The organism is Halodesulfovibrio sp. MK-HDV (assembly GCF_009914765.1).
Taxonomy (GTDB): domain Bacteria; phylum Desulfobacterota; class Desulfovibrionia; order Desulfovibrionales; family Desulfovibrionaceae; genus Halodesulfovibrio.
Window position 1 is genome coordinate 1 of record NZ_WYDS01000031.1, and the last position, 21,838, is coordinate 21,838.

Annotated in this window: 31 protein-coding genes and 2 tRNA genes; 27 read left to right on the top strand and 6 right to left on the bottom strand. The window is 47.6% G+C overall.

Features of this window, described 5'->3' with window-relative positions:
- From MKHDV_RS17560 to MKHDV_RS18630, 13 genes are all read left to right on the top strand, one after another.
- Nucleotides 1-1,394: DUF935 family protein (locus MKHDV_RS17560; RefSeq protein ID WP_160717659.1), on the top strand; the 1,394-nt coding region annotated here is incomplete at its 5' end.
- Nucleotides 1,387-2,658, top strand: a complete 1,272-nt coding sequence (locus MKHDV_RS17565; protein WP_160717661.1) for a phage minor head protein — start codon at nucleotides 1,387-1,389, stop codon at nucleotides 2,656-2,658. The genes MKHDV_RS17560 and MKHDV_RS17565, both read left to right, overlap by 8 nt.
- 73 nt (nucleotides 2,659-2,731) lie before the next feature.
- The gene (locus tag MKHDV_RS17570) at nucleotides 2,732-3,604 is read left to right on the top strand and encodes a hypothetical protein (protein WP_160717663.1); all 873 of its coding nucleotides are present in this window, start codon (nucleotides 2,732-2,734) and stop codon (nucleotides 3,602-3,604) included.
- Nucleotides 3,605-3,613: 9 nt separating this feature from the next.
- Nucleotides 3,614-3,955 carry a hypothetical protein gene (locus MKHDV_RS17575; RefSeq protein ID WP_160717665.1) on the top strand — a complete coding sequence of 114 codons (342 nt, stop codon included), beginning with the start codon at nucleotides 3,614-3,616 and terminating at the stop codon, nucleotides 3,953-3,955.
- A gap of 25 nt (nucleotides 3,956-3,980) precedes the next feature.
- Entirely contained in the window at nucleotides 3,981-4,970 is a 990-nt protein-coding gene (locus tag MKHDV_RS17580; RefSeq protein WP_020001962.1) for a major capsid protein, read from the top strand.
- A gap of 104 nt (nucleotides 4,971-5,074) precedes the next feature.
- Complete coding sequence (locus tag MKHDV_RS17585; protein ID WP_160717697.1) at nucleotides 5,075-5,500, top strand: phage protein Gp36 family protein; 426 nt, start codon at nucleotides 5,075-5,077, stop codon at nucleotides 5,498-5,500.
- A gap of 2 nt (nucleotides 5,501-5,502) precedes the next feature.
- The gene (locus MKHDV_RS17590; RefSeq protein WP_160717667.1) at nucleotides 5,503-5,997 is read left to right on the top strand and encodes a phage virion morphogenesis protein; all 495 of its coding nucleotides are present in this window, start codon (nucleotides 5,503-5,505) and stop codon (nucleotides 5,995-5,997) included.
- The gene (locus MKHDV_RS17595; RefSeq protein WP_160717669.1) at nucleotides 5,994-6,506 is read left to right on the top strand and encodes a hypothetical protein; all 513 of its coding nucleotides are present in this window, start codon (nucleotides 5,994-5,996) and stop codon (nucleotides 6,504-6,506) included. Before MKHDV_RS17590 ends, MKHDV_RS17595 begins: the two co-directional genes overlap by 4 nt.
- A complete protein-coding gene (locus tag MKHDV_RS17600; protein WP_160717671.1) occupies nucleotides 6,499-6,699 on the top strand; it encodes a hypothetical protein in 201 nt (66 codons plus the stop codon). The genes MKHDV_RS17595 and MKHDV_RS17600 overlap by 8 nt, the downstream gene beginning before the upstream one ends.
- Nucleotides 6,699-8,390: a DUF2586 domain-containing protein gene (locus MKHDV_RS17605; RefSeq protein ID WP_160717673.1), complete on the top strand. Its 1,692-nt coding sequence runs from the start codon at nucleotides 6,699-6,701 to the stop codon at nucleotides 8,388-8,390. The genes MKHDV_RS17600 and MKHDV_RS17605 overlap by 1 nt, the downstream gene beginning before the upstream one ends.
- An 8-nt stretch (nucleotides 8,391-8,398) precedes the next feature.
- Nucleotides 8,399-8,839 carry a hypothetical protein gene (locus MKHDV_RS17610; protein ID WP_160717675.1) on the top strand — a complete coding sequence of 147 codons (441 nt, stop codon included), beginning with the start codon at nucleotides 8,399-8,401 and terminating at the stop codon, nucleotides 8,837-8,839.
- Nucleotides 8,840-8,850: 11 nt separating this feature from the next.
- Nucleotides 8,851-9,165, top strand: a complete 315-nt coding sequence (locus MKHDV_RS17615) for a hypothetical protein (protein WP_160717677.1) — start codon at nucleotides 8,851-8,853, stop codon at nucleotides 9,163-9,165.
- 17 nt (nucleotides 9,166-9,182) lie between these two features.
- On the top strand, nucleotides 9,183-9,344 hold the full coding sequence (locus MKHDV_RS18630) for a hypothetical protein (protein WP_162859891.1): 162 nt from the start codon (nucleotides 9,183-9,185) through the stop codon (nucleotides 9,342-9,344).
- Here the strand turns inward: MKHDV_RS18630 and MKHDV_RS17620 are convergent.
- Nucleotides 9,319-9,624, bottom strand: a complete 306-nt coding sequence (locus tag MKHDV_RS17620; RefSeq protein ID WP_160717679.1) for a hypothetical protein — start codon at nucleotides 9,622-9,624, stop codon at nucleotides 9,319-9,321. The two genes, MKHDV_RS18630 and MKHDV_RS17620, sit on opposite strands and share 26 nt — an antisense overlap.
- A 56-nt stretch (nucleotides 9,625-9,680) precedes the next feature.
- Between MKHDV_RS17620 and MKHDV_RS17625 the strand changes: the two genes are divergently transcribed.
- Genes MKHDV_RS17625 through MKHDV_RS17635 form a run of 3 tightly spaced genes read left to right on the top strand, consistent with a single transcriptional unit; the run spans nucleotide 9,681 to nucleotide 13,335 of the window.
- Nucleotides 9,681-12,017, top strand: a complete 2,337-nt coding sequence (locus MKHDV_RS17625) for a phage tail tape measure protein (RefSeq protein ID WP_160717681.1) — start codon at nucleotides 9,681-9,683, stop codon at nucleotides 12,015-12,017.
- Complete coding sequence (locus tag MKHDV_RS17630; RefSeq protein ID WP_160717683.1) at nucleotides 12,017-12,526, top strand: hypothetical protein; 510 nt, start codon at nucleotides 12,017-12,019, stop codon at nucleotides 12,524-12,526. Before MKHDV_RS17625 ends, MKHDV_RS17630 begins: the two co-directional genes overlap by 1 nt.
- Entirely contained in the window at nucleotides 12,523-13,335 is an 813-nt protein-coding gene (locus MKHDV_RS17635; protein ID WP_254060516.1) for a hypothetical protein, read from the top strand. Before MKHDV_RS17630 ends, MKHDV_RS17635 begins: the two co-directional genes overlap by 4 nt.
- On the opposite strand, the gene MKHDV_RS17640 is transcribed toward MKHDV_RS17635, so the two are convergent.
- A complete protein-coding gene (locus MKHDV_RS17640) occupies nucleotides 13,332-13,607 on the bottom strand; it encodes a hypothetical protein (RefSeq protein WP_160717687.1) in 276 nt (91 codons plus the stop codon). The two genes, MKHDV_RS17635 and MKHDV_RS17640, sit on opposite strands and share 4 nt — an antisense overlap.
- A gap of 68 nt (nucleotides 13,608-13,675) precedes the next feature.
- Here MKHDV_RS17640 and MKHDV_RS17645 point away from each other — a divergent pair, with 68 nt between their 5' ends.
- Nucleotides 13,676-14,374 (top strand): baseplate assembly protein, encoded by a 699-nt coding sequence (locus MKHDV_RS17645; protein ID WP_254060517.1) that lies wholly within the window; start codon nucleotides 13,676-13,678, stop codon nucleotides 14,372-14,374.
- On the opposite strand, the gene MKHDV_RS17650 is transcribed toward MKHDV_RS17645, so the two are convergent.
- A complete protein-coding gene (locus MKHDV_RS17650; RefSeq protein WP_160717689.1) occupies nucleotides 14,318-14,680 on the bottom strand; it encodes a hypothetical protein in 363 nt (120 codons plus the stop codon). The genes MKHDV_RS17645 and MKHDV_RS17650 overlap by 57 nt on opposite strands.
- 18 nt (nucleotides 14,681-14,698) lie before the next feature.
- Between MKHDV_RS17650 and MKHDV_RS17655 the strand changes: the two genes are divergently transcribed.
- From MKHDV_RS17655 to MKHDV_RS17675, 6 genes are read left to right on the top strand one after another with little or no spacing between them, the layout of a single operon-like run.
- Nucleotides 14,699-15,148 carry a baseplate assembly protein gene (locus tag MKHDV_RS17655; RefSeq protein WP_160717691.1) on the top strand — a complete coding sequence of 150 codons (450 nt, stop codon included), beginning with the start codon at nucleotides 14,699-14,701 and terminating at the stop codon, nucleotides 15,146-15,148.
- Entirely contained in the window at nucleotides 15,114-16,283 is a 1,170-nt protein-coding gene (locus MKHDV_RS17660) for a baseplate J/gp47 family protein (protein ID WP_160717693.1), read from the top strand. Before MKHDV_RS17655 ends, MKHDV_RS17660 begins: the two co-directional genes overlap by 35 nt.
- Before the next feature lie 4 nt (nucleotides 16,284-16,287).
- Nucleotides 16,288-16,938, top strand: a complete 651-nt coding sequence (locus MKHDV_RS17665) for a phage tail protein (RefSeq protein ID WP_160717695.1) — start codon at nucleotides 16,288-16,290, stop codon at nucleotides 16,936-16,938.
- Between the two features lie 4 nt (nucleotides 16,939-16,942).
- Complete coding sequence (locus tag MKHDV_RS19040) at nucleotides 16,943-17,476, top strand: phage tail protein (RefSeq protein WP_254060518.1); 534 nt, start codon at nucleotides 16,943-16,945, stop codon at nucleotides 17,474-17,476.
- Entirely contained in the window at nucleotides 17,454-18,440 is a 987-nt protein-coding gene (locus MKHDV_RS17670) for a hypothetical protein (RefSeq protein WP_254060519.1), read from the top strand. Before MKHDV_RS19040 ends, MKHDV_RS17670 begins: the two co-directional genes overlap by 23 nt.
- An 8-nt stretch (nucleotides 18,441-18,448) precedes the next feature.
- On the top strand, nucleotides 18,449-18,892 hold the full coding sequence (locus tag MKHDV_RS17675; RefSeq protein WP_216846959.1) for a hypothetical protein: 444 nt from the start codon (nucleotides 18,449-18,451) through the stop codon (nucleotides 18,890-18,892).
- 77 nt (nucleotides 18,893-18,969) lie between these two features.
- On the opposite strand, the gene MKHDV_RS17680 is transcribed toward MKHDV_RS17675, so the two are convergent.
- Nucleotides 18,970-19,203, bottom strand: a complete 234-nt coding sequence (locus MKHDV_RS17680) for a hypothetical protein (protein ID WP_020001941.1) — start codon at nucleotides 19,201-19,203, stop codon at nucleotides 18,970-18,972.
- Nucleotides 19,204-19,390: 187 nt separating this feature from the next.
- Between MKHDV_RS17680 and MKHDV_RS17685 the strand changes: the two genes are divergently transcribed.
- From MKHDV_RS17685 to MKHDV_RS17695, 4 genes are all read left to right on the top strand, one after another.
- Nucleotides 19,391-19,537 carry a Com family DNA-binding transcriptional regulator gene (locus MKHDV_RS17685; RefSeq protein ID WP_073020918.1) on the top strand — a complete coding sequence of 49 codons (147 nt, stop codon included), beginning with the start codon at nucleotides 19,391-19,393 and terminating at the stop codon, nucleotides 19,535-19,537.
- Between the two features lie 182 nt (nucleotides 19,538-19,719).
- On the top strand, nucleotides 19,720-20,118 hold the full coding sequence (locus MKHDV_RS19045; protein WP_254060520.1) for a hypothetical protein: 399 nt from the start codon (nucleotides 19,720-19,722) through the stop codon (nucleotides 20,116-20,118).
- Nucleotides 20,052-20,852, top strand: a complete 801-nt coding sequence (locus MKHDV_RS17690; protein WP_254060521.1) for a GNAT family N-acetyltransferase — start codon at nucleotides 20,052-20,054, stop codon at nucleotides 20,850-20,852. The genes MKHDV_RS19045 and MKHDV_RS17690 overlap by 67 nt, the downstream gene beginning before the upstream one ends.
- Nucleotides 20,843-21,316 carry a formyltransferase family protein gene (locus MKHDV_RS17695; RefSeq protein WP_254060522.1) on the top strand — a complete coding sequence of 158 codons (474 nt, stop codon included), beginning with the start codon at nucleotides 20,843-20,845 and terminating at the stop codon, nucleotides 21,314-21,316. Before MKHDV_RS17690 ends, MKHDV_RS17695 begins: the two co-directional genes overlap by 10 nt.
- 330 nt (nucleotides 21,317-21,646) lie before the next feature.
- Here MKHDV_RS17695 and MKHDV_RS17700 read toward each other — a convergent pair.
- Nucleotides 21,647-21,721 (bottom strand) — tRNA-Gly (locus MKHDV_RS17700).
- Between the two features lie 7 nt (nucleotides 21,722-21,728).
- A tRNA-Cys gene (locus MKHDV_RS17705) sits at nucleotides 21,729-21,803 on the bottom strand.
- Between the last annotated feature and the right edge of the window lie 35 nt (nucleotides 21,804-21,838).

Genomic DNA, 21,838 nt, shown 5'->3' on the forward strand with positions numbered 1-21,838 from the left:
CGCAGGCAGTTCAGGGACGCAAGCTCATGACGCTGAATAAGCGCCAGTATCAGTTTGTTCCGGGTGCACCTGCAGGAGCAGAACCTGAAGCAGAGGCCGTGAAGCTGTGTGACAGTCTTGTTCGTGACCTTGAAGATATCGATATGGATGTGTTGTTCAGCGGCATTCTTGATGCGCCGTATTATGGTATGACGCCAATAGAACTTACCTTTGCGCCGGATGGTGGGCGGCTGAAGCTAGTGCAAGTAGAGCCAAAGCCCGTGGAGTGGTTCACTTTTAACGATGCCAATCAACTACAATTTCGTGGTGAATTCTTCTCTAATCCTGCGCCAGTTCATCCATATAAGTTTGTACTGGTACGACATTTCTCTACATACAAGAACCCGTATGGCCTGCGTTTGTTATCGCGCTGTTTATGGCCAGTGGCCTTTAAGCGTGGCGGGATAGAGTTCTGGACTCGGTTCTGTGAGAAGTTTGGACAACCTTGGATGCTGGGAACAGCCGGACAAAATGCTACGCAAGTTGAAATGAATACTATGGCGGCTAACCTTGCATCAATGGTGCAGGATGCCGTGGCGGTTGTTCCAAGTGGGGCAAAGGTTGAGGCGCTTCAATTTTCAGGAAAGGGTGAAGCACACAGCAGCTATGTGCAGCATTGGGACAAGGCAATAAACAAAGTCCTCAAGGGGCAGACGCTTACTAGTGATATGGGCGGCGGGCATTCAAATGCAGCAGCGCAAACACACTATGGCGTTCTGGAAGACTACGCAGCAGCAGATGCGCAACTAGTTGTAACTGCAATGAACAACATCGCGTGGACGTACTCCAAGGTAAATACGGCTGATGCCGTGAATAAACGCCTTCGTTCTGCATTTAGCCCTATATTTAGCTACATAGAACCGGAAGACTACAAGGAACGTGTTGAACTGGATAAGGGGCTAGCCTCTCTCGGAGTGACGTTTAAGAAGCAGCATTTTGTACAAAAGTATGCGTTGGCTGAAGAAGAATTTACGTTGAAGGGAGAGGACGATTCTGGGGCAGGCAAGCTACACGGCGAGAACAAGAAAAAAGGTACGCCAGACAGTAAAAAGCAATCTGAAGAGAAAGAAGAAAGTTTTGCAGCTCCTGAAGAAGCAAAGCCAGACGTATTTCAGCAGCAGATAGGTACATTTGTTGAAAGTGTGTTGCCAGATGTTGTCACTCAAAATGAGAAATTTATGCGGCAAGTTCAGGCGGCAGCTGAAAACGCGGAGTCATGGGAAGATATGCAACTTTTGTTGGAAGAGCTTGTTCCGCAAGAGATGACGGAGGACGAGCAGGCCGCGTTTATGTCGGAAGTGCTAAACGGCGCTGCTATGTATGGACAATATGCAGCAGGTAATAGCGATGATTAAACCTCTTGCATTAGCTCCTGCCGAGGCCATTGCTTATTGGAAAACTAAAGTCCCCGTTTCAAGTGGTGAATTTAAGCGGATGGGCGATGAAGCTCGTTCTCGTGCTTTTGCGGTAAGTAGCCTTGCACGTGCTGATCAGGTGGCAACAATGCAGGCCGCAATAGGCAAGGCCATTGAAGATGGCGAGACTTTTAATGACTTCAAAAAGCGTGTTGCGAGTGTAGCCAAAGAAGCAACGCTGCGTCCGTGGCAGCTTGCAAACATTTACCGCACCAATATTCAGAGCGCCTATATGGCAGGTCGCTATTCTCAAATGAAACGAGCAGCTAAAAGTCGCCCGTATTGGCGATATGTTGCCGTGGGTGACGACCGCAGTCGTCTAGATCATTTGGCGTTACACGGAAAAGTCTATCCGCATGACCACGAATTTTGGGATACGTTTTACCCACCTAATGGCTTCGCTTGTCGTTGTTCAGTGCAGACTTTGTCAGATTTTCAGATGCGTAAGCGTGGGCTGAAGGCAGAAGAGGACATGCCGGATATTGTGCATGCCACTCATCCAACAACAGGTGAGCCACTTCCTCCAGTACGGCCAAAGCCGGATGCAGGGTTTTCAACCAATGTAGGAAAGGAATGGCACGCAGGGCTTACAGCGTCTGAGCTTAAAGATGAATCTCAGTTGGTATCAACAGTGCGAACAACAATGTGCCGCACTCCTGTTGAGTTTACTGTGCATAAAGGAGACGCGTGTAAATCGCCATTACATGAGCTTGATGACCGTCATGTTTTGCCCGTGGTAGATGCTGATATACTTTCCGAAGGGCTGGCTTCAGAGCAATACGCAAAAGCATTCCTAAACGAATTTGGCTTGCCCGATGTTGATGGTTCAATCCTGCATACACTTCCGTGTGGGCATCCTCTTGTTATCAGCAAGCACCTGTTTCTCGATAAAAAGACAGGTAAGTGGAAAGTAAAAGGCTCCGGGCACGAGCAGTACCTGAAGCTATTGGCCAGAACCATCAAAAGGCCGTTTGAAGTCTGGAAAGTGCCGTCAATGCTTGCAGGAAAGCCTGCGCATGTATTGCGGATGCTAGGTGTGTTTGCCGGGGAAGATGGCAAAGCTGGCGGATTCGCTATTTTTAATCTGGTAAATGGGCGCAAGTGGTCAGGTGTAGCTTCTTTTACGCCGAACATCGGAAACAAAACGATAATGCTGGAATCGCTAGAGAGGCAGCGAGAAGGAATACTGCTTTATCGTGAATAATAACTTTAAGCGCGTTAACACGGTGTGTTAGCGCGCATTTCTTTTATTGCGAGATTATATTTGAGGAGTACCTATGAAGAACTGGGACAAAATTGCACGCACTGGCACGTTTACCGCCATGTCCGGTAAGCAGGTGACGATCACAAAATCAAAACTGGACGAGCTGGTCAAAAGCTTTGTTCCAGAAACCTACAAGCCACCAGTGGTTAAAGGGCATCCTAAAGTGGAAGACCCAGCGTTTGGGCATGTTGCAGAGCTTAAACGGGAAGGTGACATTTTGTTTGCCCTATATGCCTCAGTTCCCGACGAGTTGAAAAATGAAGTCTATAGTGGACGCTACTTGAGCAAGAGTATTTCCGTTTTTCCTCCTAAATCTGGAGAGCCTTGGAAGCTTAAACACGTAGGACTGCTTGGTGCTGCTGCACCAGCCATAGACGGCCTTGGCGGCATTCAACTTTCAGAAGGTGAAGACGGGGCGCTCATGTTTGCAAATTTTCAAACTGAGGAACAGGCAACAATGGACGAAAAAGACAAAACGATTGCTGATCTTAAAGCAAAACTTAAAGCGGAGCAGGACGCGAAGACAGCGGCTGAATCCGCACGGGAAAAGGAAACCCAAGCCCGGGCTGAAGCAGAAGGAAAGCTTGCAAAGACAGCTGAAGAACAGGCTTCTGCATCTCGTACCGCCAAAGTGGAAAAGCTGATTACCGAAGGCAAAGTGCTGCCCGCAGAAAAAGAGCAGATAGCTGAGTTTGCCAAGGCTTTGGAAGGTGGTGAGGAGATCAGTTTTAGCGCAGGTGAAGGTAAAAAGCCGCTGGCCGATCATTTTTGGTCATGGGTTGAAGGCCGCAAAGAGCATGGTCTTTTTGAGTTCTCTGCAGCTGATACCAATCCACAGCAGGGTGGCGAAACCGCAGACCTAAGCGGTCTTGCCGGAAAGTTTTAGGAGGCTGTTATGGGAAAGCATAATGCATCAGTACAGCATTCATACACTGTAGAAATTGTAATTTCTGGCAGCGGACCGCATGTGGTGCGCACTTATCCTAAAAAGGCAGGGGTAGTGATTCCTTTTGGAGGCATTGCTGCAATGAACAGTGCCGAGGCAATTGAATTTGACCCGTCAGGTGATTTAGCTGTGAAGGGCGTTGCAACAAAGCCCGCAGCCGCAGACGACGTAAGTGTCACCCTTTGCGTTTTGGGTGGCGTTAAGCGTGAGTTGGTTACGGTTAAAGATAATGCTGCCCTTGATGCTGCAATTACGGTGAAGCTCGAAGAACGTCATATTTACTGCGAGTAAGCAGCACTAAGTAAGAAGGACAATTATGTTTGATTTAAAACCATATTTTACAGCGGTACGAATCGCTAAGCGTTTCCAAAATGCGCCTATTATCAAGGACGTAGTCATGGATACGCTCTTTCCGCCAGAAGTGCGGCAGACTGTAGAGTCCCCAGTCATTCCGGTGTCAGATATCCAGCAGGTTGTCGGAGCTGTTCCGGTGGTACATCGCGGCGCGGCCTCTATTCCGCTACGTGGTGATGTTACGCTTAATACCTACGTTGAGCCGCTTCCAGTCCGTATTCATGACGATATTGATGGCGTGACACTTAACAATTTAAAGCTGGCCAACTCTACCACGTTGGAACAGTGGGCAGAACGCAAGCAGCTTGCTCTTCGTAGAACTGCCCGTCTTACTGCTGCCGTGCTTTGTGCCCAAGCTGTGTTTGATGGAAGCATTAGCTACCCGTTGCTTGAATCTAACGGAAGTTATGCAACCTACACGGTGCAATATGGTGATGTGCTTACGTACAACACTACCGCACAGGAAAAATGGAACCATGCTGATGCAAGCATGATGTCTATCTACAAAACGTTGGAAGAAATGAGTAGCAAGCTCGACAAAGCTGGGCATGGTGGAGAAAAAATTACGTTTGCGGGTGTGCTTGCATTTACCACTATTCTCACGCTCATTGAAGCTACAGATAAGCCGAAAATTCCTGTGAAAATTATGGATGATGGCTCTATCAACTTGGGCGGTCACAAGATTAAAAAGATGGCAGAAACATATCCTGATCCAGAAAACGATACCGTGAAGGCAAAGCTTGCGCCTAAAGAAATCCGCATGATTGCTACGGGCAATACCGCCTTATTTTACGGTCCTATTGATGATCTAGATTCCAATCTGCAAGCCATGCCGATGTTTGTGAAACCGCTTAAAATGGATAACCCAAGCAAGTATATGCTTATCGGTGAATCCAAACCCCTCCCTGCTGTCGCTCCCAAAGCTACAATTAAAGCTACCGTGTTGACGTAAATCCCATATCGCTTCTTGGCGGGCTTTACCAAGCCTGCCGAAGCGTTGGGCGCACTACTGTATAAACACTAGTTCAAAACTAGTTCAAAACGCGAGAAATGAGCATGTCTTATTGCGAGTTAGCCAACTTATACGACGTTATCCCGAAGGGCTACCTTGATGCGGCAGACAAGGTCACGCCGGGAATTGTGGAAAGAAAGATGGGAAGTGTGAGCCGGGTCATTGATGACACGCTGCGCCAACATTATGTGCTTCCACTTCAGGACGTGCCCGAAACCATCAAACAGATGGCAGTTGTCATGGCGGCGTATGAAGCGGTTGGTGGTATTACGGCAGTCAAGAAAGAGGGAGGCAACGACAACAAACTTCTTGTGCTGCAAGACCTTTACAAGCAGGCACGGGCAGATCTTGCGGCAATCCGATCAGGGAAAATGAAACTAGTATTTTCGGGCGAATCCGTGGTGGATGCACCCACTGGTGGCATGGCTGTTGTGAGCCGGAAACGTCGTTTTGATTTTAAGGGCTGGTAAATATGGCTGGTGCATCTTTTAAAATGGATATGGGCAAGGTGCTGAGCTGGGCTGACAAGGAAATAACCGGGGAGCAGCAGCAAAGACGGCTTGCAATAGACATCGGTGAAATGCTGGTCAGCAGTACACAACAGCGATTTGAAGATCAGCAAGCACCAGACGGTTCAAGTTGGAAACCATCCATGCGTGCCAAAGAGATGGGCGGGGTAACCCTGACAAGCACAAGTGAACTGAAGAACTCTATAGGCTACATGGCTAGTTCAGAGGGCGTGAGCGTCGGTTCAAATAAAGTCTATGCGGCAATTCACCAGCTCGGTGGAGAAATCAAAGGCAAAAAGGGAAAGCTCAAGTTTCGGCTACCCAATGGACAGTTTGTACAAGTGGACAAGGTGACAGTGCCACAGCGGGAATTTTTGGGAATTAGCGACGAGGATAAGGAAGAGGCCGCAGAGCTTATTAAAAGTTACATGCTGACCGCAGTAGGACAGTCAAAATGAGAAATTTCTACCAGTCGAGAATAGAAAAGGCTGCTTCTGCAGCAGGGCTTTCAACAGTTCTGATTAATCCTGAAGACCCGTCCGACTTGGCGCTTCCTTTGCCTCGTATCGATGTTACCTGGCTAAAGGAGAAAACTACTCGCATAGGCAAAAAGATAGCCGTGGGCGGTGATGAGAAAAACCGCATGGTTAAGGCCGCAATTTTTAGTGTGGAACAGGCGGCTACCGTTTCGATTATTACCGATGACAAAGATTCGTTGGATGAAATGAGTAAGCAATTTCTTCTTGCTCTACCTAAGACAAGTTCAGATCCACAAGGGAACTTAGTAACCAGCAAAGTGCATCAGGCAGAATGGGGCGGGTTCAGTTCCGAATTAGTGGAAGTTTTGAAAACTTGGTCAAAGGCATACCACATAACTTTTACAAGCCTCCTTACCAAAGAGGTAGCGCATCCTTGGATGAAGGACGTTTCACCAAGCGTAAGCAGGCAGGAGAATAGCCGTGGTTAAAGATAAAAAAACAGGTAACAAGCCACAGAGTTCGGTACACGAGCTTGCTGCAGCACAAAGGTTGGAAAAATGGGAGCTGGCTGGTTTGGTGCGTGCTGAAGGTTGGACAGAAGATAAGGCCGTGACAGAAGCCAAGTTTAATGCAGCCTATACCCGCTTCCAGAACAGAGCAATCGGTCTTGGAGGTCAGTAATGGGGCGTAAGGACGTATTTGAACATATTGTTGATGGCGTCAGCGGTCTCGTTCCGGGTGACATTACAGGCAAAGCACTGGTTGTCGGTGTGTGCAGTCAAGGAGAAGTGGGCAAAGTCTACTATCTTGGTAAACGTAGTGACTTAACTAAATCGCTCGGGGCAGGTCCTCTTGTAGATCGTTTGAACGATATATTTGCTGCTGCAGGGCAGGACGCCACCGTGCTTGCTGTACCAGTTTCCGGTAATCCTTCAGGTACAATGAGTCGGGTAAAGCATGTAGGCACAGGCGTTCCCGCTTCTGTCTCTGGACTTCCTGCGGCCAATGCGGATGTGCTTGTTGAAATCGTGAATGGTGGCTCTTTGGGAACAGCTACAGCGAAAGTAAGTACGGATGCCGGTGCTAGTTTTGGTTCGGCCTCAGCTGTTGCTGCAAATGGACAAATTGCAATTGGCGGCTCTGGAACAACCTTGGTTTTGGAGTCGGGTAATCTGGTTGTAGGTGACACGTATAGTTATACTGTCCGTGGTGCCATTGGGGCTATTCAGCAGACGGGCAAGGGTGCCTCTGTTTCAGTTGAGGGCGCAGTTAAAGTAGGTGCGCAGCTTGCATTGCAGGTCGTTAAATCCGGTGGACGCAATGTTGGACAATACCGTCTTAGTGTTGACGGTGGCGATAACTTTAGCGGGTACCGAACCATCCCGGTAGATGGACGGATTACTGCTGCGGATACAGGAACAACCATTGTTTGCCCTGATGATGAGTTTACCGTGGGTACTACATATTCATGTAGTTTGCTTGCACCAGTTCCTACCGTATCAGCCGTTATCACAGCACTTAAAAAGCCGCTTGAAATTGTTGATCCAGAGTATGTTTATGTGGTTGGTGCGTCCGATTCCGTAGCATGGGCGTCTCTTGGCGCACTGGCAGACGATTTATGGAATAAGCACCGTCCAACATTCTTTCTTTGTGAATCGCGTCTCCCTTCAGCAGGTGAAGATTTAGACGACTGGGTGAGTGCGCTTAAGGAAGAACGGGCAACCTTTGCACATCGCTTTGTGAGTGTCTGTTGTGGATTCGGAGAAATTGCCGATCGAACAGGTCAACGTAAGGTGCGAAATGCTGGCGGCCTGCTTAGCGGGCGTATTCTTAGCATTCCAGTGCAGCGCGATATCGGGCGTGTGCGTGATCAGTCCATCACAGGAATTGCGGTTTCTGATGAATATACAGAATCCATGCAGCTTGCTTTAGAAGATGCCGGATACATTACGCTGACACGTTACGCTGGACTTCGTGGCACTTATTGGGGAACAGCCAGAACAATGGCTGATACCACAAGCGACTATCAGCGACTGGAAGTTATCCGCACCACGTTTAAGGCTATTCGCTTGATGCGTCTGCAAGCCCTGAAGGCATTGAAAGATGAACTTGGTGATCCAGTACAAGGTGCAGACGCAAGCGGTCTTGCCTACCTTCGCTCAAATCTTGAAAACGCGTTGGATACGATGGTTAAAGCCAAGCCGAAAGAGCTAGCAGGATATGCCATTGAGATTCCACTTGATCAGGACTTCGTGAACAACGGTGTGGCGGTAGAAACTAAGCTTATCGGTATCCCAATCATCGACAAAATTAATCTGTATTCATCGTACATTTATGCGGGCAGCAAGTTTGATCCGCGATTACAAGGGTAGGTGGCAATATGGCTGACAGTGTAACAATTAACGGCAAAACTCATGACTGGGAAAGTGTCACCATCACAGGCCCACAGGGTGTGTTTATCGGGATTTCAGAAGTAAACTGGAAATCCAGCCAAAAGAAAAAGCGTGTTTACGGTAAGGGGGCAACCAGTATTGGTGCAACTCGCGGCAATTATGAAGCAACCACCAGTATGACGCTACTTGTAAGCGAATATCAGGATTTGGCGAAAGCCTTAGCTAAAGGCATCTACCGTACCCCATTTGATGTCGCGGTGGTCTTTGAGCCGGAAGGCGCAACAAAACATGAAGTCGTGATTAAGCAGATTATGGTCGATGATCTGGATGAATCAGCAAAACAGGGTGATGAAGAAGCAACCGTAAAACTATCTGGTACAGCACTTATGATCACTCGTGATGGTAAGGCTGATTACGAAACCAAGTAAGGACAGAATAAATGGCTGAACAGACAGAAGTTAAAAAAGACGTAACGTACTCTCCTTTCACTGCTGACTATGAAGATTTTGATGGTAAAGAGCGAAAGTACACTATCCGCTTCCGTCGTCCGGGGAGAAAGGAATTAACCACCATAGCTAAGGCTTCCAAAGCAAAACAATTTGATGTGATGTGTAATATTATTACGCAGATTGCCCATCCCGACGATGCCGCGCAGATGAAAGACATCATCAAAAATGAGCCTGTGCTTGCTATGAGTTTTGTGGATACTGTTTTTAAAAAATGCGGATCAGGAGTGGTTGAACCGGGAAACTAGAAAAAGCCAGAACGGCGGTGAAAAACAACGCCGTTCTGGCTTATGCAGATTTAGTTCGCTACTGGCTCCGCATTGAGCCTTCCGAAGACATGGATGAGTTCGGGGAAGAAATAGCCAGAGCTTTGGTGCTTGAAGAGCGGTTTGTGCACCTCATTACTCAAAGTTATCGGGATGAGTGAGCCGATCTTGATGCAACTGTTCTCGCAGTACGGTAATGTTTACGAGTCCAAAGCCTAGAGGATCTTCGTCTGAAGGGGGATCAAAATCTATTTTTTTATCATTTCGAAGTTCATCAAGAACGTTGGGGAGCTCCTTGAAACTTTTTGCTGCGATAACTGGGAAAGGGGACTCAAGACAGGATTGACTGCAATATTCACGTCGTAACTCTTTAAAATTACAGGTTTTGATCCCATTTTTTGTTAAAGTTAAGATTAAATCAAAAATAAATTCTTTGTCCATTCTACCCTCCAGGAATTTGAATTAATGACAAAATAAGAAAGGTAAAGTTTAAGTCAATGGAAATATTCGAAGTTTTCGCAACATTCAGTTTGCTCGACAACCTTTCAGGTCCTCTGAACAGGATTCGTCAGTCATTCCGCTCTACAGACGTTGAAGGAGGCCGCCTATCAAGCATGATGGGCGGCCTTACTAAAAGGCTTTTGCCTCTAGCGCTAGCTGCGGGGATTGTGCTTGGAGCCTTTGCGCCAACGATTGGCGTCGCGATGGAATTTGAGGCTGTGTTGTCCGGTCTTGGGGCTATTAGTAACGCCAGCGCTGCGGATATGAATGTCATGGAGCAGTCAGCCTTAGACCTTGGCGCAAGTACCGCTTTTAGTGCCGCACAGGTTGTTGAGGCGCAGACAGAGCTTGCAAAGAAAGGTTTTACTGCAAATCAGGTTGTTGGCTCCATGCCGGGTTTGCTTGATTTGGCTGCTGCGGCACAAACAAGCCTTGCTAATGCCGCGGGTGTTACTTCTGGTGCGCTTAACTCGTTCCATATGGAAGCAGCGCAGGCCGCGGAGGTTGCGGATATTATCGCGGCGGCTTCCACAACAAGCGCTACGGACGTAGACGGCTTAGGTATGGCATTGCAAAACGCTGGCGCAGTTGTGGCTGGAGTAGGTGGTGATTTTGCGCTTCTTGCAGCCATTACGGGCAAGCTAGCGGATGCAAACATCAACGCATCTGTTGCTGGTACGGCAACTAAGATTATGTTTAACCGTTTAGCAGCTCCTACAGGAGACGCAGCAAAGGCGTTAAGTGGTCTTGGTGTCGTGACCCGTGATGCTCAGGGAAATATGCTACCGTTTTTGGATATTATGGGCAGTTTAGAAACAGCCATGCAGGGCAAAGGTACAGCTGAACAGGCAGAACTCTTAAAGCGTGTCTTTGGTGAGGAGGCCGTTGGGTCGGTTACGGCTTTGCTTGGGCAGGGCGTTAATTCTTTGCGAGAATATCACGACACACTTTCTAACAGCACCGGAACGGCCTCGGCAATGGCTGCAAAGCAACTCGATAATCTGAAAGGCTCCCTTACTATTCTAGATTCAGGTGTGGAAGGGCTGTCCATTTCAGTGGGTAGCGTATTCACGCCAGCGCTTAAGGTGCTAGTGGATGCTGTGACAGGAGTTGTTGGGTGGCTGAATGCGCTTGCGTCTCATCCTGTTGGAAAGGCTATTTTAGCCTTAGTAGGTGGCGTTGCCGCAGTTACACTTGCCGTTACGTTGTTTTCAGCAGCGTCATGGGCGGCGACCGCTGCAGTTGGTGCTATGAACCTTATGATTCTTGCCAACCCAATTGTTCTTGTGGCTGCTGCGTTGGTTGCGGGCGCTATTCTCATTATGACGTACTGGGATAATATTAAGAATTTCTTTGTTTCGTTATGGGAGCCGGTGGCCGCTTTTGCGGACGAGGTGGAATACGCATGGAACCGTATTGCCGGGGCATTCCACATGGATGGTCTGACAGGCGCTGTTGAGGCGGTCTTGGGACTATTTGATATTGATTTGTCAGATTCTGGCCGAAAGCTTCTTGCAAGTTTTGTTGATGGGATCAGGCTAATGTTTACGCCACTTCGAGTCTTGGTTTCATCAGTAGGTCATATTTTTGATTTTCTACAGGGTGATATTTCGTTGTTTGAGGCTGGTAAAAGAATTCTTGGCAGCCTTGTTGACGGAGTGAAGTCGATGGCAACAGCCCCGTTTGAGGCAGTGAAATCAGCCTTAACCAGTGTCCGTAATTTGCTGCCGTTTTCAGACGCTAAGGAAGGTCCTCTTTCTGCTCTTACCCTTAACGGGCAAAAAGTTATGGATACCATTGGCGAAGGTGTGACCAAGGCCGCGCCAGACCTTCATGGCGTTGTTAACAACGCACTGGCGGGTATTGAAACTCCAGATTTAGTCATGTCTACTGTGGCAGGAGTAGTACCAGAAGTTCTTGAAGAAGGTGTGAAGCTTCCTGTCCTTCAGCAGGAATCAGACGCAGGCATTATGCAACAGGCTGTGCCTGATTTGGCAGCTGTTGAAGTCAGTAAAAATACTACCATCGAAACAATATCCAATGTTGTAGAGCAGCCTGTAGGCGGAGGCGTGACTTTACCGGAAATTCCAACTTTTCCAGAGACAAAATTAGCTCAAGAGGTGGTGGTTCCAGTCCAGCAGCCTGAACCGGATAGACCGAAGCGGGCTAAGGAGCAACAGCTTCCAAGACCACAGGAGCATTCCCCCGGTGGTGTGGTAATTCAGAATTTAACTGTATCCTTGCCGGACGTAAGCAACGCGCAGGACTTTGTTTCAGCCCTTCAGCAACTCGTATCAGAGTTTGACGGACAGGCACCTCAGGGAGCGTTTTAATGGATGGCTATATTACATTTGAGCACGGAGAGTTGCGGCTAGGGGACACGCTTGTCCCCGGCGTACTCTCCCGCCTGTCGGTAGATGGAAAAGTACGTTTTGATGAGGCAGAACAGGACGGCCTTTCCGGCAAGGTAAAAGTGCCAATGGGGTGGGAGGACGCGGCGGTCTCTGTAACGATTGAGTTGCTGACTGATGAAGACTCTACCTGCTACGACAAGCTTACATCCCTCTCACGTCTCTATAAGGGACATGACTCTAGCGGTAATCCCATGGTGTACCGCACGACAAACGCTCACCTCGCAGCACGGAAGATTGATGAGGTCGTCTTTGATGGATTGAACAGCTTTGAAAATAACAAATCCGATTCTATTACGGTGAATCTACGTTTCGTGGAACACAACCCGCCTATCCAGCTTGTAGAGAAGCGCTCTGTATCAAGCACTACACCTGACACAACAGCAAACGTAGACCCGGGGCTATCTGATCACATCTTAGGTGGCCGATGATGTCTCACATTTACGGCATAGAGATATCAATTCAGATTGGAAATTACCTTATTCATCGTGCGCCGCGTTGCATCATCACCTATGACCGCCATACGGTATTAAGCCGTGCAGAAATTCATGTTCCTAACCATGTTTTTGGTGCAGCGAAAAATATGTTGTCTAGCTTATCCCAGTTTCCGGAAGTTTCTATTGCAGTGGGCTATCGTAACCAAGAGCCGCACAAATGGAAGGGCACGGTTGATGGCTGGAAGCAAGGCCAAGGCAACAAACGTGACCAGCTCATAATCTATGCAGCAGGTGTTGAATTGCCATTAGTGCAAAAGACCATATGCGAAATGTGGGTGGATGAATCTGCACCAGCCATTGCTAAACGTATTCTTGAAACAAGCGGTTTGAGCGTAGGCGTTGTGGATGTGCCGCAGGAGATTATTCCACGTATGACGTTGGCAACGGTGCCAGTTTGGCAGGCCATACAACAGCTTTCAAACACACTGCAACAGGGGCACGGCTGTAAAATGAAAGGCCATGCCTTGTGGGTGGACGAAGCAAATGTCGTTCATTTTGCACCTAGCGATCATTGGCAGGATACAACGCCAGTTATCGCAACAGGCGCAGGGCTTATCCGGCACACCCCGGCGCAGACTGTATGCGGACGTAACAAGGTTGAAACCTTTCTACTGCCGACAATGCGGGCAGGAATGCGGTTCACACTAAAAAATTCCCGTAAGGGAATTACAGGAATCTTCAGAGCGTTACGGGTAACGCACAGTGTTGAGCCGGATAGGGTTAGGACGTTTTTGAGCTGCTAAAGAAATTTTGTAGCAAAGTGCAACTCAAAAGCATTGAGTTCTTTTACTGGGTACTTCCCGATGAGTCTGGATTGATACGTAGTACCCTCATGCTCAATAATGTGGTCAGAACCAGTTTCTAGTGAGTCGAACCATTGCTTATCTTCTGTCCCGAGAAAGAGCGTTGGGGGCAGATCTTGCCTGTCTCCGTTAGGAAATTTTGCATTTTCTATTTTGTTTAAGAAAGCGAGTAGAACAGGGGAACCGTTAAATGAAATTGTTACGTTACGCATGGCTTACTCCTTAGGTTATGAAACAGTTCCAATTATTACATCTTATTAAGCGCGTTGTCGAATTAACAATGCCAAACCTAAGAGCGTACTACCGCATCACCCGAAAAGCGAAAGTTGTACAGACTTACGCTAGCGATGCCCACTACTGGGCGGACGTGCAGCCGCTTAAGAATGACGAGTCAGAAGATACAAACGAACCTGTCGTGTCGAAAGTAGAAATCCCCATTCTATGGGGTGGAAAAGACAGAGGCGTTGTGTGCCCGCCAATGGTGGGGACGTTGTGTGATCTGAGTTACTACGACGGAGACCCGAACTATCCGCGCATTAGCAATTTTCGGTGGCAGAATAACGGTGCACCTGCTTGCGAAGTAGGAGCATTCATCATTCAGGCTGACCCTTCAACGTATATTAAAATTGATGCTGAGAAAAATTTGATTGAAGTAACACCCGCCAGCGCCAGCACAAAGATTGGTGGCAATAAAGATGAAACTATCGGCGGTGTTTGGACGATTAAAGCCCCCAAGATAATTCAAGAGGGCAACGTACAAGCAACAGGCGCGGGCGGCGGAATAGGCACTACAACAGTCAAAGCCCATACAGAGCAGGAAGGCAGCTTAACCATTTTAGGGCATGTGCAGTGTTCCTCTCTTTGCATCGCAGGCGACCTTTCGTATTTTGGGGGCATGCGACGCAAAGAGAGAAGGGGGAGCTTAAAGTTCGCTAATATCGAACCAGAGAGTAAAGTATTCTTTAGTTGTCTTAGTTAGGTCCGTAAAAGCCTGTCCTTTAACAGTGACTTTGTTTTCTGCTGTAATAGAAATGTCATGATAAGCGCCATGACATGCGTTGCAGGACTCGTATTTACCTCTGATATGGTTGAATACAAGCGAAATTGTGTTTGGATAAAAAGTATATTTGAGGCCAATTCCATCACCTAAAAAAATAGGAGCATCAGAATTGTCCCACTGTAACATAGTGTTTTGCATTGAAAAACTATCGTCATGCTCTATAGAATTTGTTACTTCGAGAATTTTGCGGATAGCTTTTTCACTTTTATTTTGATTAACAATCATAACTGTGACCTTTTATAAATGATTAAAATCTTCGCCCAAGACATAGCCTTAGACGATACCTTACAGGCCAAGGTGGCAGCAGATGGAACGCTGGTTCTCACCGATGGTGTTGAAACTGGCGTTCAAGACATCTGGCTTGCACTGCGTACATACCTTGGCACTCTCTTTTATCACAAAGATTTCGGCTCACTTGTGCCGGACTGGATAAAAGAAGAGTCGAATTCTTCTAGCAGGTTAGCATTTACTTTGGAAGTGCAAAGAACCATTCGTACAGAGCCTCGTGTGGTTGTCGGCTCGGAAAGTTGCAAGGTTATTGCTTGGGATGAGAAGGGAATTACCGCAGAGGCCACATGGCGGTTTATTGATGAAGACCACGACTACAACCTTACATTTTCTGTAAATGAAACCGGAAAAATGAAGCAGGTACTTGCCGATGCCAAACCCAATGCCAATACCACGTCTGTCTAAATCACTGGATGACTGCCGCCAGATGCTCTTTACCCGCATTGAGGAAGTGCAGGATGAGTATCAGGCTAAGGGCTGGCTCCCTCGCAGATTGAATTTAAACAAGGGCGTGGTGCGTGGTCTTATTGAGCTGTTCGCTTGGGGCATCTACCAGCTTTATCAGCTATTGGAGGCGACACTCCGGCAGGGGTTTGCGAAACATGCGGACGCATCGTGGCTTGATCTCCATGCGGATCAGGTGGAGCAGCCACGTAAGCAAGTAACAAAAGCGAAAGGTAATATAGAGTTCGGTCGGGAAGGCCGCCAAGGCAATATCGTTATTCCGAAAAGCCGTATTCTGCGGACAAAAACGGACGGGGCAGGGCAGGTATATCGTTATGTGACCATAAGCGATGTGGTTCTGCCAGATGGAGCAAGTTACGTGCTGGTTCCGGTCGAAGCCGAAGAATATGGAAGCGCAAGCAATTTAACAGCAGGACAGTACCTTGAGCTTGTGACGCCTGTCTCTGGCATTAGTAGCATCACGGTAAAGGCAGATTGGCTTACGCAGGAAGGCGCGGATATTGAAGCTGATCATAAGCTTGCACCGCGTATTCCTCTTGCATGGCTTGGTAATAATGGCGTTACCAAACACGCTTATGAACGTTGGGCAATGCAAATTACTGGCGTGGTTGCCTGTCGTATTCTTGATCAGCACCCACGGGGGCAGGGTACGGTCGACGTCATTATCAAAGGCACTGCCGGAATACCTACAGATGAGCTGCTTCAGGCCGTGCGAAAAGCCATCATTGGAAACTACCCTGTAAACGACGACTGGGAAGTACGTGCTCCGCAATCCGTACCTGTTACATTGAGTGCAGCGTTTCAGTGCCACCCCGGTACACAGCGGGAAGAGACAAAAGTCAAAGCTGAGGAACGTGTCCGGGCATTGTTTACAGACCCGACTAAGGTCGTTGGGATCACTCCGCTACAGATTGGGGAAGACCTCACAAAAGACAGGCTAGTTGCCGCTATTATGGCAGTACCCGGTATTAAAAAAATTACTTGGAATGGAACGGCAGATTTTCCCGTCATGCAAGACGGACTTGCTGTATTATCCAGCATAATCCTAACGGCAACAGCCGCGTCGGAAAGCTAGCAGCGTGAAAAGTACCTTCTGGAAATTCTTTAAGGATGTACTTGGGTGGGCACTTATCCATTCACCGGGTCCTATTTCAGTTATCGCGAAAGGTGTTGCTCTGGTTTTTGATGATATCCGAGAAGATATTTTCTGGCTTCGGGATCAGCTCAACCCGCTGACTTGTGAGGAACAGTATCTTCCAACACACGGCGCAACTCGTGGAATACTTCAATACCCGCTGGAATCAACTGACCAGTATAGAAAACGTGTCGTGAAAGCGTATGCGTGGCATCGTCAAGGCGGTAAGGCCGAAGGGATGCCGCAGATATTGCAGCATTATGGATACGACGGCTGTACATTCCACAATTGCCGAAATGACGATGCAGTGCGCTGGGCAGAGTTTAAAGTGCAAATCCCTGTCCCGGAACACGGGCTTGAGGTTAATGACTACTCGCTGGTCACTTGGGCAGTTCAGGAAACAAAGCCTGCCCGTTCAAAGCTTGCTGCCTTGCAGACGCATTCAGCAGTGCAGGGCGCAGCAAATGCTTCAGGCACATTACTTCTTTGCTCTGTTGTTACCTTGGAGCCAGAAAAGCCGAAAGAAGCTCTTTTGACCGTGACTATTTCTTCAGGCTGCGGCCTGCATACAATCACAACAACAAGTCTTGGATAACATTATGGCACTCATTCTCACAAAAGCAGGGCTTGCCGCATTAGTTGAAGCTGAAGAAAGCGGCACAAAGCTACAGGCAACCCACATGGCCTTGGGCGATGGTAACGGCTCAGTGCCGGAACACACAACGAGTTCGTCGTCCCTCATTAATGAAGTATGGCGTGGTGCATTGCAGTCTATCACTATTAATGAACAGGGGGATAGTGACGCAGGTAAGCAAGTTGTATTTGAAGCACATGTGCCTATCAACGCGGGCGGCTGGTATATCAGAGAAGCCGCTTTGTATGCAGGAGATGTCCTGCTAGCAATCGGCACACATCCAGTTATGTGGAAACCTGCGCCAGAAGAGCCGACAAAGATGGAGCATGTAATTAAAGCTCCTGTGACGTTCGGTAATGCTGGTGCTGTTTCGCTGATTGTTGATCCGACGGTGGTGCTTGCGAGTCAGGAGTTCGTGAATAAGCAGCTTGCAGAGCATAATGGCTCACAAGGTGCTCATCCGTATCTAAAAAAAAATGTTAGACGAGCATACTCATGAGTGGAGTGTTATTACTGACAAGCCTTCTGTTTTTCCACCAGCTGGACATACGCACACACCTAGTCAGGTAGGTTTAGGTAATTTACCTAATGTAAAAAGTGATAGCGTAACGTCCACCAGTGGCAACAGCCTTGCCACGAGTAAGGCCGTAAAAATCGCTTACGATAAAGGAAAACAAGCTCTTGATCTGGCTGGTCAAAAGGCAGCATCTAATCATAATCATAATAGCGTATATGCTACCAAAACACATACGCATACGCCTGCACAGGTGGGACTTGGCAACCTGCCTAACGCTAAAAGTAGTAGTGTTTCGTCCACTAGTGAAAATGCTCTGTCGACTAGCAAGGCCACTAAGACTGCATACGATAGAGCAACGCAGGCATTAAATGCCGCAAATACCAAAGCTGCATCGAATCACAATCACGATTCACGTTATTACACAGAAAGCGAAGTCAGATCGCGTATTGCAGACTCAAAAATTCATGGTGGCATTGAATTATTTAGTGGTTCTGTAAACAGCTCTGGACGGCCTATAGATGAAAAAACGGGACATCCTGATTTGCGATACGGCGTATGTGATGGTCGCACGTATGCTTCTCCAGCTGGCAGAAATGTAAGTACACCCGATATGAGAAACCGTTTTCCAGTTGGGGCAGGCGGTAACTACTCTGTTGGAAATAAAGGCGGTGCTGATAGCGTTTCACTACCGACTAGCAAAAATGCGTTTCACTATCACTTGTCGCCATATACTAATGGCGTTCATACGTATGCTTCGAATTTAAAAGTGGGAACGGTAGGGAATAATGGCGGAACAAATGCAGGCTTCCGGGATGTGACTACTGAGGGAAAACACGGGGCTTGTACTGATGATGAGCTTGTTCATAGAACAACACATAGCGGTGGCTCCCAAGCGCACGAAAACCGCCCACCATACTATGGTGTATTTTTTATTAAGTATCTCTAGGAGCCATCATGCAAGTAACAGTTATTGCACCTGACAAAATAGTATTGATCAATGGCGAAGCACTCGAGCTGCCTGAATTTGATTTTGACGAAACTCTTCACGCTATCCAATTTGATGGACAGCACGGGCATATTGAATTTGAAACACCGGACGGGGGTGTAGCTACTGCGCCAGTCTCTGAATTAGAAGTACAGCCATATGTGGAAGCGTGGAAAGCAGAAAAAGCACGGATTGAAGCGATTGTGCCGCCGGAGCCTACAGAAATAGAGAAGGTACAGAAACGTATTGCGGAAATTCAACAAGAACTTGTTAGTAATGATCTTGCCTCAGTACGCCCATTACGCGCAAAGATCGCGGGAACAGCAAAGGAAGTAGATGAATTACGGCTTAACGAGCTAGAAGAACAAGCGCAGAAACTACGTACAGAACTAGCCGCGCTACTGACTGACTAAAGTTTTTTTTGACAATTGATAGGGAAGAAAAAGAAAGCCTCACTGTCTAGTGTGAGGCTTGAAATAATTACGATAAATTAGTCTGTTACTGTTTCCCATTGTCCTAATGGAGGAAGGTGCTGACCGTATTGGTGTATTTCTTCAGGAAAGTCGTCGGGAATGGCATTGTGCCGAGCAACCATTTCTATGCACGTATAGGTGTCATTGCAGTTGATGATGTGTTGGTCATTACCATAAATTCCCCAGAACCTATTAAGTTCAGGATGAATTTCAAAAGTTGGACCATTATTAAAGGTGTAAGAATAGTACATAAATTCTCCTCTTAGTTTTGAGAGGAACAGGCGAGGGCGTAACCCGCCCCCACCAATGTAGTGGTAGCACACTGCATCACGGCCTCATGATTGGTTATAGCCATTCGTGAAGATACACCGCTGCTCCAGTCGTCTGATCAGACTAAGTAGCCTTGTATCTAAAGGGCTTACCATTTGGCAACTCAAAATGAGAAAAGAAATTCGATGCGGTAACTGTAACCGTCTGTTGGCTAAAGGCACAGCAACAATACTTGAAATTAAATGTCCTCGTTGTGGGACATATAACCATGTGAGTGACAAGAGCACCGGACAGGAACGGCGTGACCGTCCGTAAGGACATTACATGGAAAATAAAACAGAGCTTCCAACGTTAGCGCCAGAGGCTCCGGGAAGGCCAAAAGATACCCGGTACAAAGAACAGTTTGGGGTAATTGTGATTTGCAAAACAGAAGCAGAGCACAAGCAAGTGTATGAACGCTTGTATTCAAAAGGCTACAGATGCAGGACGGTGCGGACATGAGAATAGACATTACTCATTCATGCCCGGACTATTCTTCATACCGAGCTGCCTGTGTGAAATCCCTATTTAATGTAGATGCAGGGAATAGCTTTTCACTTAAAGCAGACCTGCCAATTGAGGAAGATGGATGGCGAGTCGGTCTTGTTATCGGTCCTTCAGGTTCCGGTAAGTCTTCAATAGGCAATGCGCTTGTTGCTGAAGGTTTCACAATGCATCAGGAGCGAGCATGGCCAGACGATGCCCCTATTATAGATGTTATTGCACCAGATGGTGATTGGCAGGCCGTAACGGGCGCATTATCTGCCGTAGGGCTTGGTGATGTACCCTCATGCTTCGCCCATACAGGGTGCTTTCAACTGGTGAGAAGTTCAGGGCAGAGCTTGCACGAATTGTAAGTGAAAAGCCTGAGCAAATCGTTATTGATGAATTTACTTCTGTTGTAGACCGTCAGATTGCTAAAGTCGGGGCACATGCTTTTGCTAAGGCGTGGCGCAGGACATCAGGCAAGGCCGTGTTGCTTTCTTGCCACTATGACATTGTAGAGTGGTTACAACCAGACTGGGTGTTTGATACCGCTACAGGTCAGCTTTCTCGGAGGTGTCTTCAACGACCACCAATTGAATTGGAAATCAGACAGACAGGCTGGGAATGGTGGGAGTATTTTGCGCCGCATCATTATTTAAAGCTGCCGCACATGATCGCTGCCACCTGTTATGTTGGATTCGTGAATGGGGAGCCAGTGGCACATTTGGCTGTAAGCACCCGTTCAAGAAACGAAGCAAGGGCGTGCCGATTGGTAGTTATGCCGGAATGGCAGGGCGCAGGTGTGGGACTTCGGTTCTTAAATGCTGTTTGTGATTTGTGGCGGAGAGGCGAGAACAGATATGAAAGACCAATGCCCGTTCTGTTCCATACTTCGCATCCCGGACTGGCGACAGCTTTAAGACGGCAGCGGAAATGGTGTCAGGTGAGCGCTAAATTATATGGCGCGAACAAGGTGCGCTGTGCAAAGAGCTTGGCACAGAGCGCAGAAAGGCGCGGAAAAAAGAAAACAGCAATGTCGGGCTATGGTGGCCATTTCCGAGCGGTACAAGGCTTTCGCTATATGGGGGATGCCCCATGCGAGTAGTAATCATAGGGCAAGGTTGGCTTGCTGCAGAAGTTCTAAAGAAGGTTAATAAGCTTGATGACGTGCAGGTCATCGCGATTTCACCTGAAAAGAGAAATGATCGTTTTGAGAACTTAGCCAATGGGCTTGGTGTGATGGTAATTGCAGCACTGGAAGAACTACCAGAATGTGACGTTGTTTTAGCTGCGCATTGTCACCGCTTTGTATCAAAGGCTATACGGAGTAAAGCAACGCATGATGTGCTTGCCTACCATCCGTCATTACTTCCTCGGCATCGAGGCAAAGATGCCATTCACTGGACGTTAGCAATGAAAGATCCCATTGCAGGCGGAACTGTATACAAGATGGATGATGGCGCAGATACAGGCGAGATCATAATTCAAGATTGGTGTCACGTTGCTGCGGACGAGACTCCTCAACTTCTTTGGCGTAGAGTATTAGCCCTATGGGTGTTCACCTGTTAACGAGTGTTGTTCAGAAATTAGCTGCAACAGGTCAATTTGAAGCGAAAAAACAAGACGAAATTTTCGCTACATGGGAACCATCTCTAACAAGAAAAACGTTGAGCAATATAACATAAAGAAAAAGGAGCTTCAGATTTCTCTGGGGCTCCTTTTTGTGTACGGTACTTTTCTCATTTTGAGAGTACAAAATTCTCATTTTGGGTGTCAGCTTACAGTGATAACGAAAGATAAAGGCTAAGAAGAGTAGGGGGAGCTCTAGAGTGGATGCTTGTGCTTGCGAAACGATAGACGCAAAAAAAGCCAGTTCAAAGAACTGGCTTAAAGTGCACTTGGAGCGGGAAACGAGATTTGAACTCGCGACTCCAACCTTGGCAAGGTTGTACTCTACCACTGAGTTATTCCCGCTTTTGAGTGGAGGCGACATCCGGATTTGAACCGGAGAATGGAGATTTTGCAGACCTCTGCCTTACCGCTTGGCCATGTCGCCTCAAAAGAGAAAAAGTAAATTTTTAAATGGAGCGG

Coding starts and splice junctions, on each gene's coding strand:
- MKHDV_RS19040 (WP_254060518.1), top strand. CDS start 16,943: ATGGCACTCATTCTCACAAAAGCAGGGCTTGCCGCATTAGTTGAAGCT.
- MKHDV_RS17610 (WP_160717675.1), top strand. CDS start 8,399: ATGGCTGACAGTGTAACAATTAACGGCAAAACTCATGACTGGGAAAGT.
- MKHDV_RS17675 (WP_216846959.1), top strand. CDS start 18,449: ATGCAAGTAACAGTTATTGCACCTGACAAAATAGTATTGATCAATGGC.
- MKHDV_RS17580 (WP_020001962.1), top strand. CDS start 3,981: ATGTTTGATTTAAAACCATATTTTACAGCGGTACGAATCGCTAAGCGT.
- MKHDV_RS17590 (WP_160717667.1), top strand. CDS start 5,503: ATGGCTGGTGCATCTTTTAAAATGGATATGGGCAAGGTGCTGAGCTGG.
- MKHDV_RS17575 (WP_160717665.1), top strand. CDS start 3,614: ATGGGAAAGCATAATGCATCAGTACAGCATTCATACACTGTAGAAATT.
- MKHDV_RS17650 (WP_160717689.1), bottom strand. CDS start 14,680: ATGATTGTTAATCAAAATAAAAGTGAAAAAGCTATCCGCAAAATTCTC.
- MKHDV_RS17585 (WP_160717697.1), top strand. CDS start 5,075: ATGTCTTATTGCGAGTTAGCCAACTTATACGACGTTATCCCGAAGGGC.
- MKHDV_RS17695 (WP_254060522.1), top strand. CDS start 20,843: ATGCGAGTAGTAATCATAGGGCAAGGTTGGCTTGCTGCAGAAGTTCTA.
- MKHDV_RS17625 (WP_160717681.1), top strand. CDS start 9,681: ATGGAAATATTCGAAGTTTTCGCAACATTCAGTTTGCTCGACAACCTT.
- MKHDV_RS17640 (WP_160717687.1), bottom strand. CDS start 13,607: ATGCGTAACGTAACAATTTCATTTAACGGTTCCCCTGTTCTACTCGCT.
- MKHDV_RS17680 (WP_020001941.1), bottom strand. CDS start 19,203: ATGTACTATTCTTACACCTTTAATAATGGTCCAACTTTTGAAATTCAT.
- MKHDV_RS17645 (WP_254060517.1), top strand. CDS start 13,676: ATGCCAAACCTAAGAGCGTACTACCGCATCACCCGAAAAGCGAAAGTT.
- MKHDV_RS17685 (WP_073020918.1), top strand. CDS start 19,391: ATGAGAAAAGAAATTCGATGCGGTAACTGTAACCGTCTGTTGGCTAAA.
- MKHDV_RS17620 (WP_160717679.1), bottom strand. CDS start 9,624: ATGGACAAAGAATTTATTTTTGATTTAATCTTAACTTTAACAAAAAAT.
- MKHDV_RS17660 (WP_160717693.1), top strand. CDS start 15,114: ATGCCAAACCCAATGCCAATACCACGTCTGTCTAAATCACTGGATGAC.
- MKHDV_RS17630 (WP_160717683.1), top strand. CDS start 12,017: ATGGATGGCTATATTACATTTGAGCACGGAGAGTTGCGGCTAGGGGAC.
- MKHDV_RS17595 (WP_160717669.1), top strand. CDS start 5,994: ATGAGAAATTTCTACCAGTCGAGAATAGAAAAGGCTGCTTCTGCAGCA.
- MKHDV_RS17670 (WP_254060519.1), top strand. CDS start 17,454: ATGTTAGACGAGCATACTCATGAGTGGAGTGTTATTACTGACAAGCCT.
- MKHDV_RS17615 (WP_160717677.1), top strand. CDS start 8,851: ATGGCTGAACAGACAGAAGTTAAAAAAGACGTAACGTACTCTCCTTTC.
- MKHDV_RS17690 (WP_254060521.1), top strand. CDS start 20,052: ATGCTTCGCCCATACAGGGTGCTTTCAACTGGTGAGAAGTTCAGGGCA.
- MKHDV_RS19045 (WP_254060520.1), top strand. CDS start 19,720: ATGAGAATAGACATTACTCATTCATGCCCGGACTATTCTTCATACCGA.
- MKHDV_RS17655 (WP_160717691.1), top strand. CDS start 14,699: ATGATTAAAATCTTCGCCCAAGACATAGCCTTAGACGATACCTTACAG.
- MKHDV_RS17565 (WP_160717661.1), top strand. CDS start 1,387: ATGATTAAACCTCTTGCATTAGCTCCTGCCGAGGCCATTGCTTATTGG.
- MKHDV_RS17635 (WP_254060516.1), top strand. CDS start 12,523: ATGATGTCTCACATTTACGGCATAGAGATATCAATTCAGATTGGAAAT.
- MKHDV_RS17570 (WP_160717663.1), top strand. CDS start 2,732: ATGAAGAACTGGGACAAAATTGCACGCACTGGCACGTTTACCGCCATG.
- MKHDV_RS17605 (WP_160717673.1), top strand. CDS start 6,699: ATGGGGCGTAAGGACGTATTTGAACATATTGTTGATGGCGTCAGCGGT.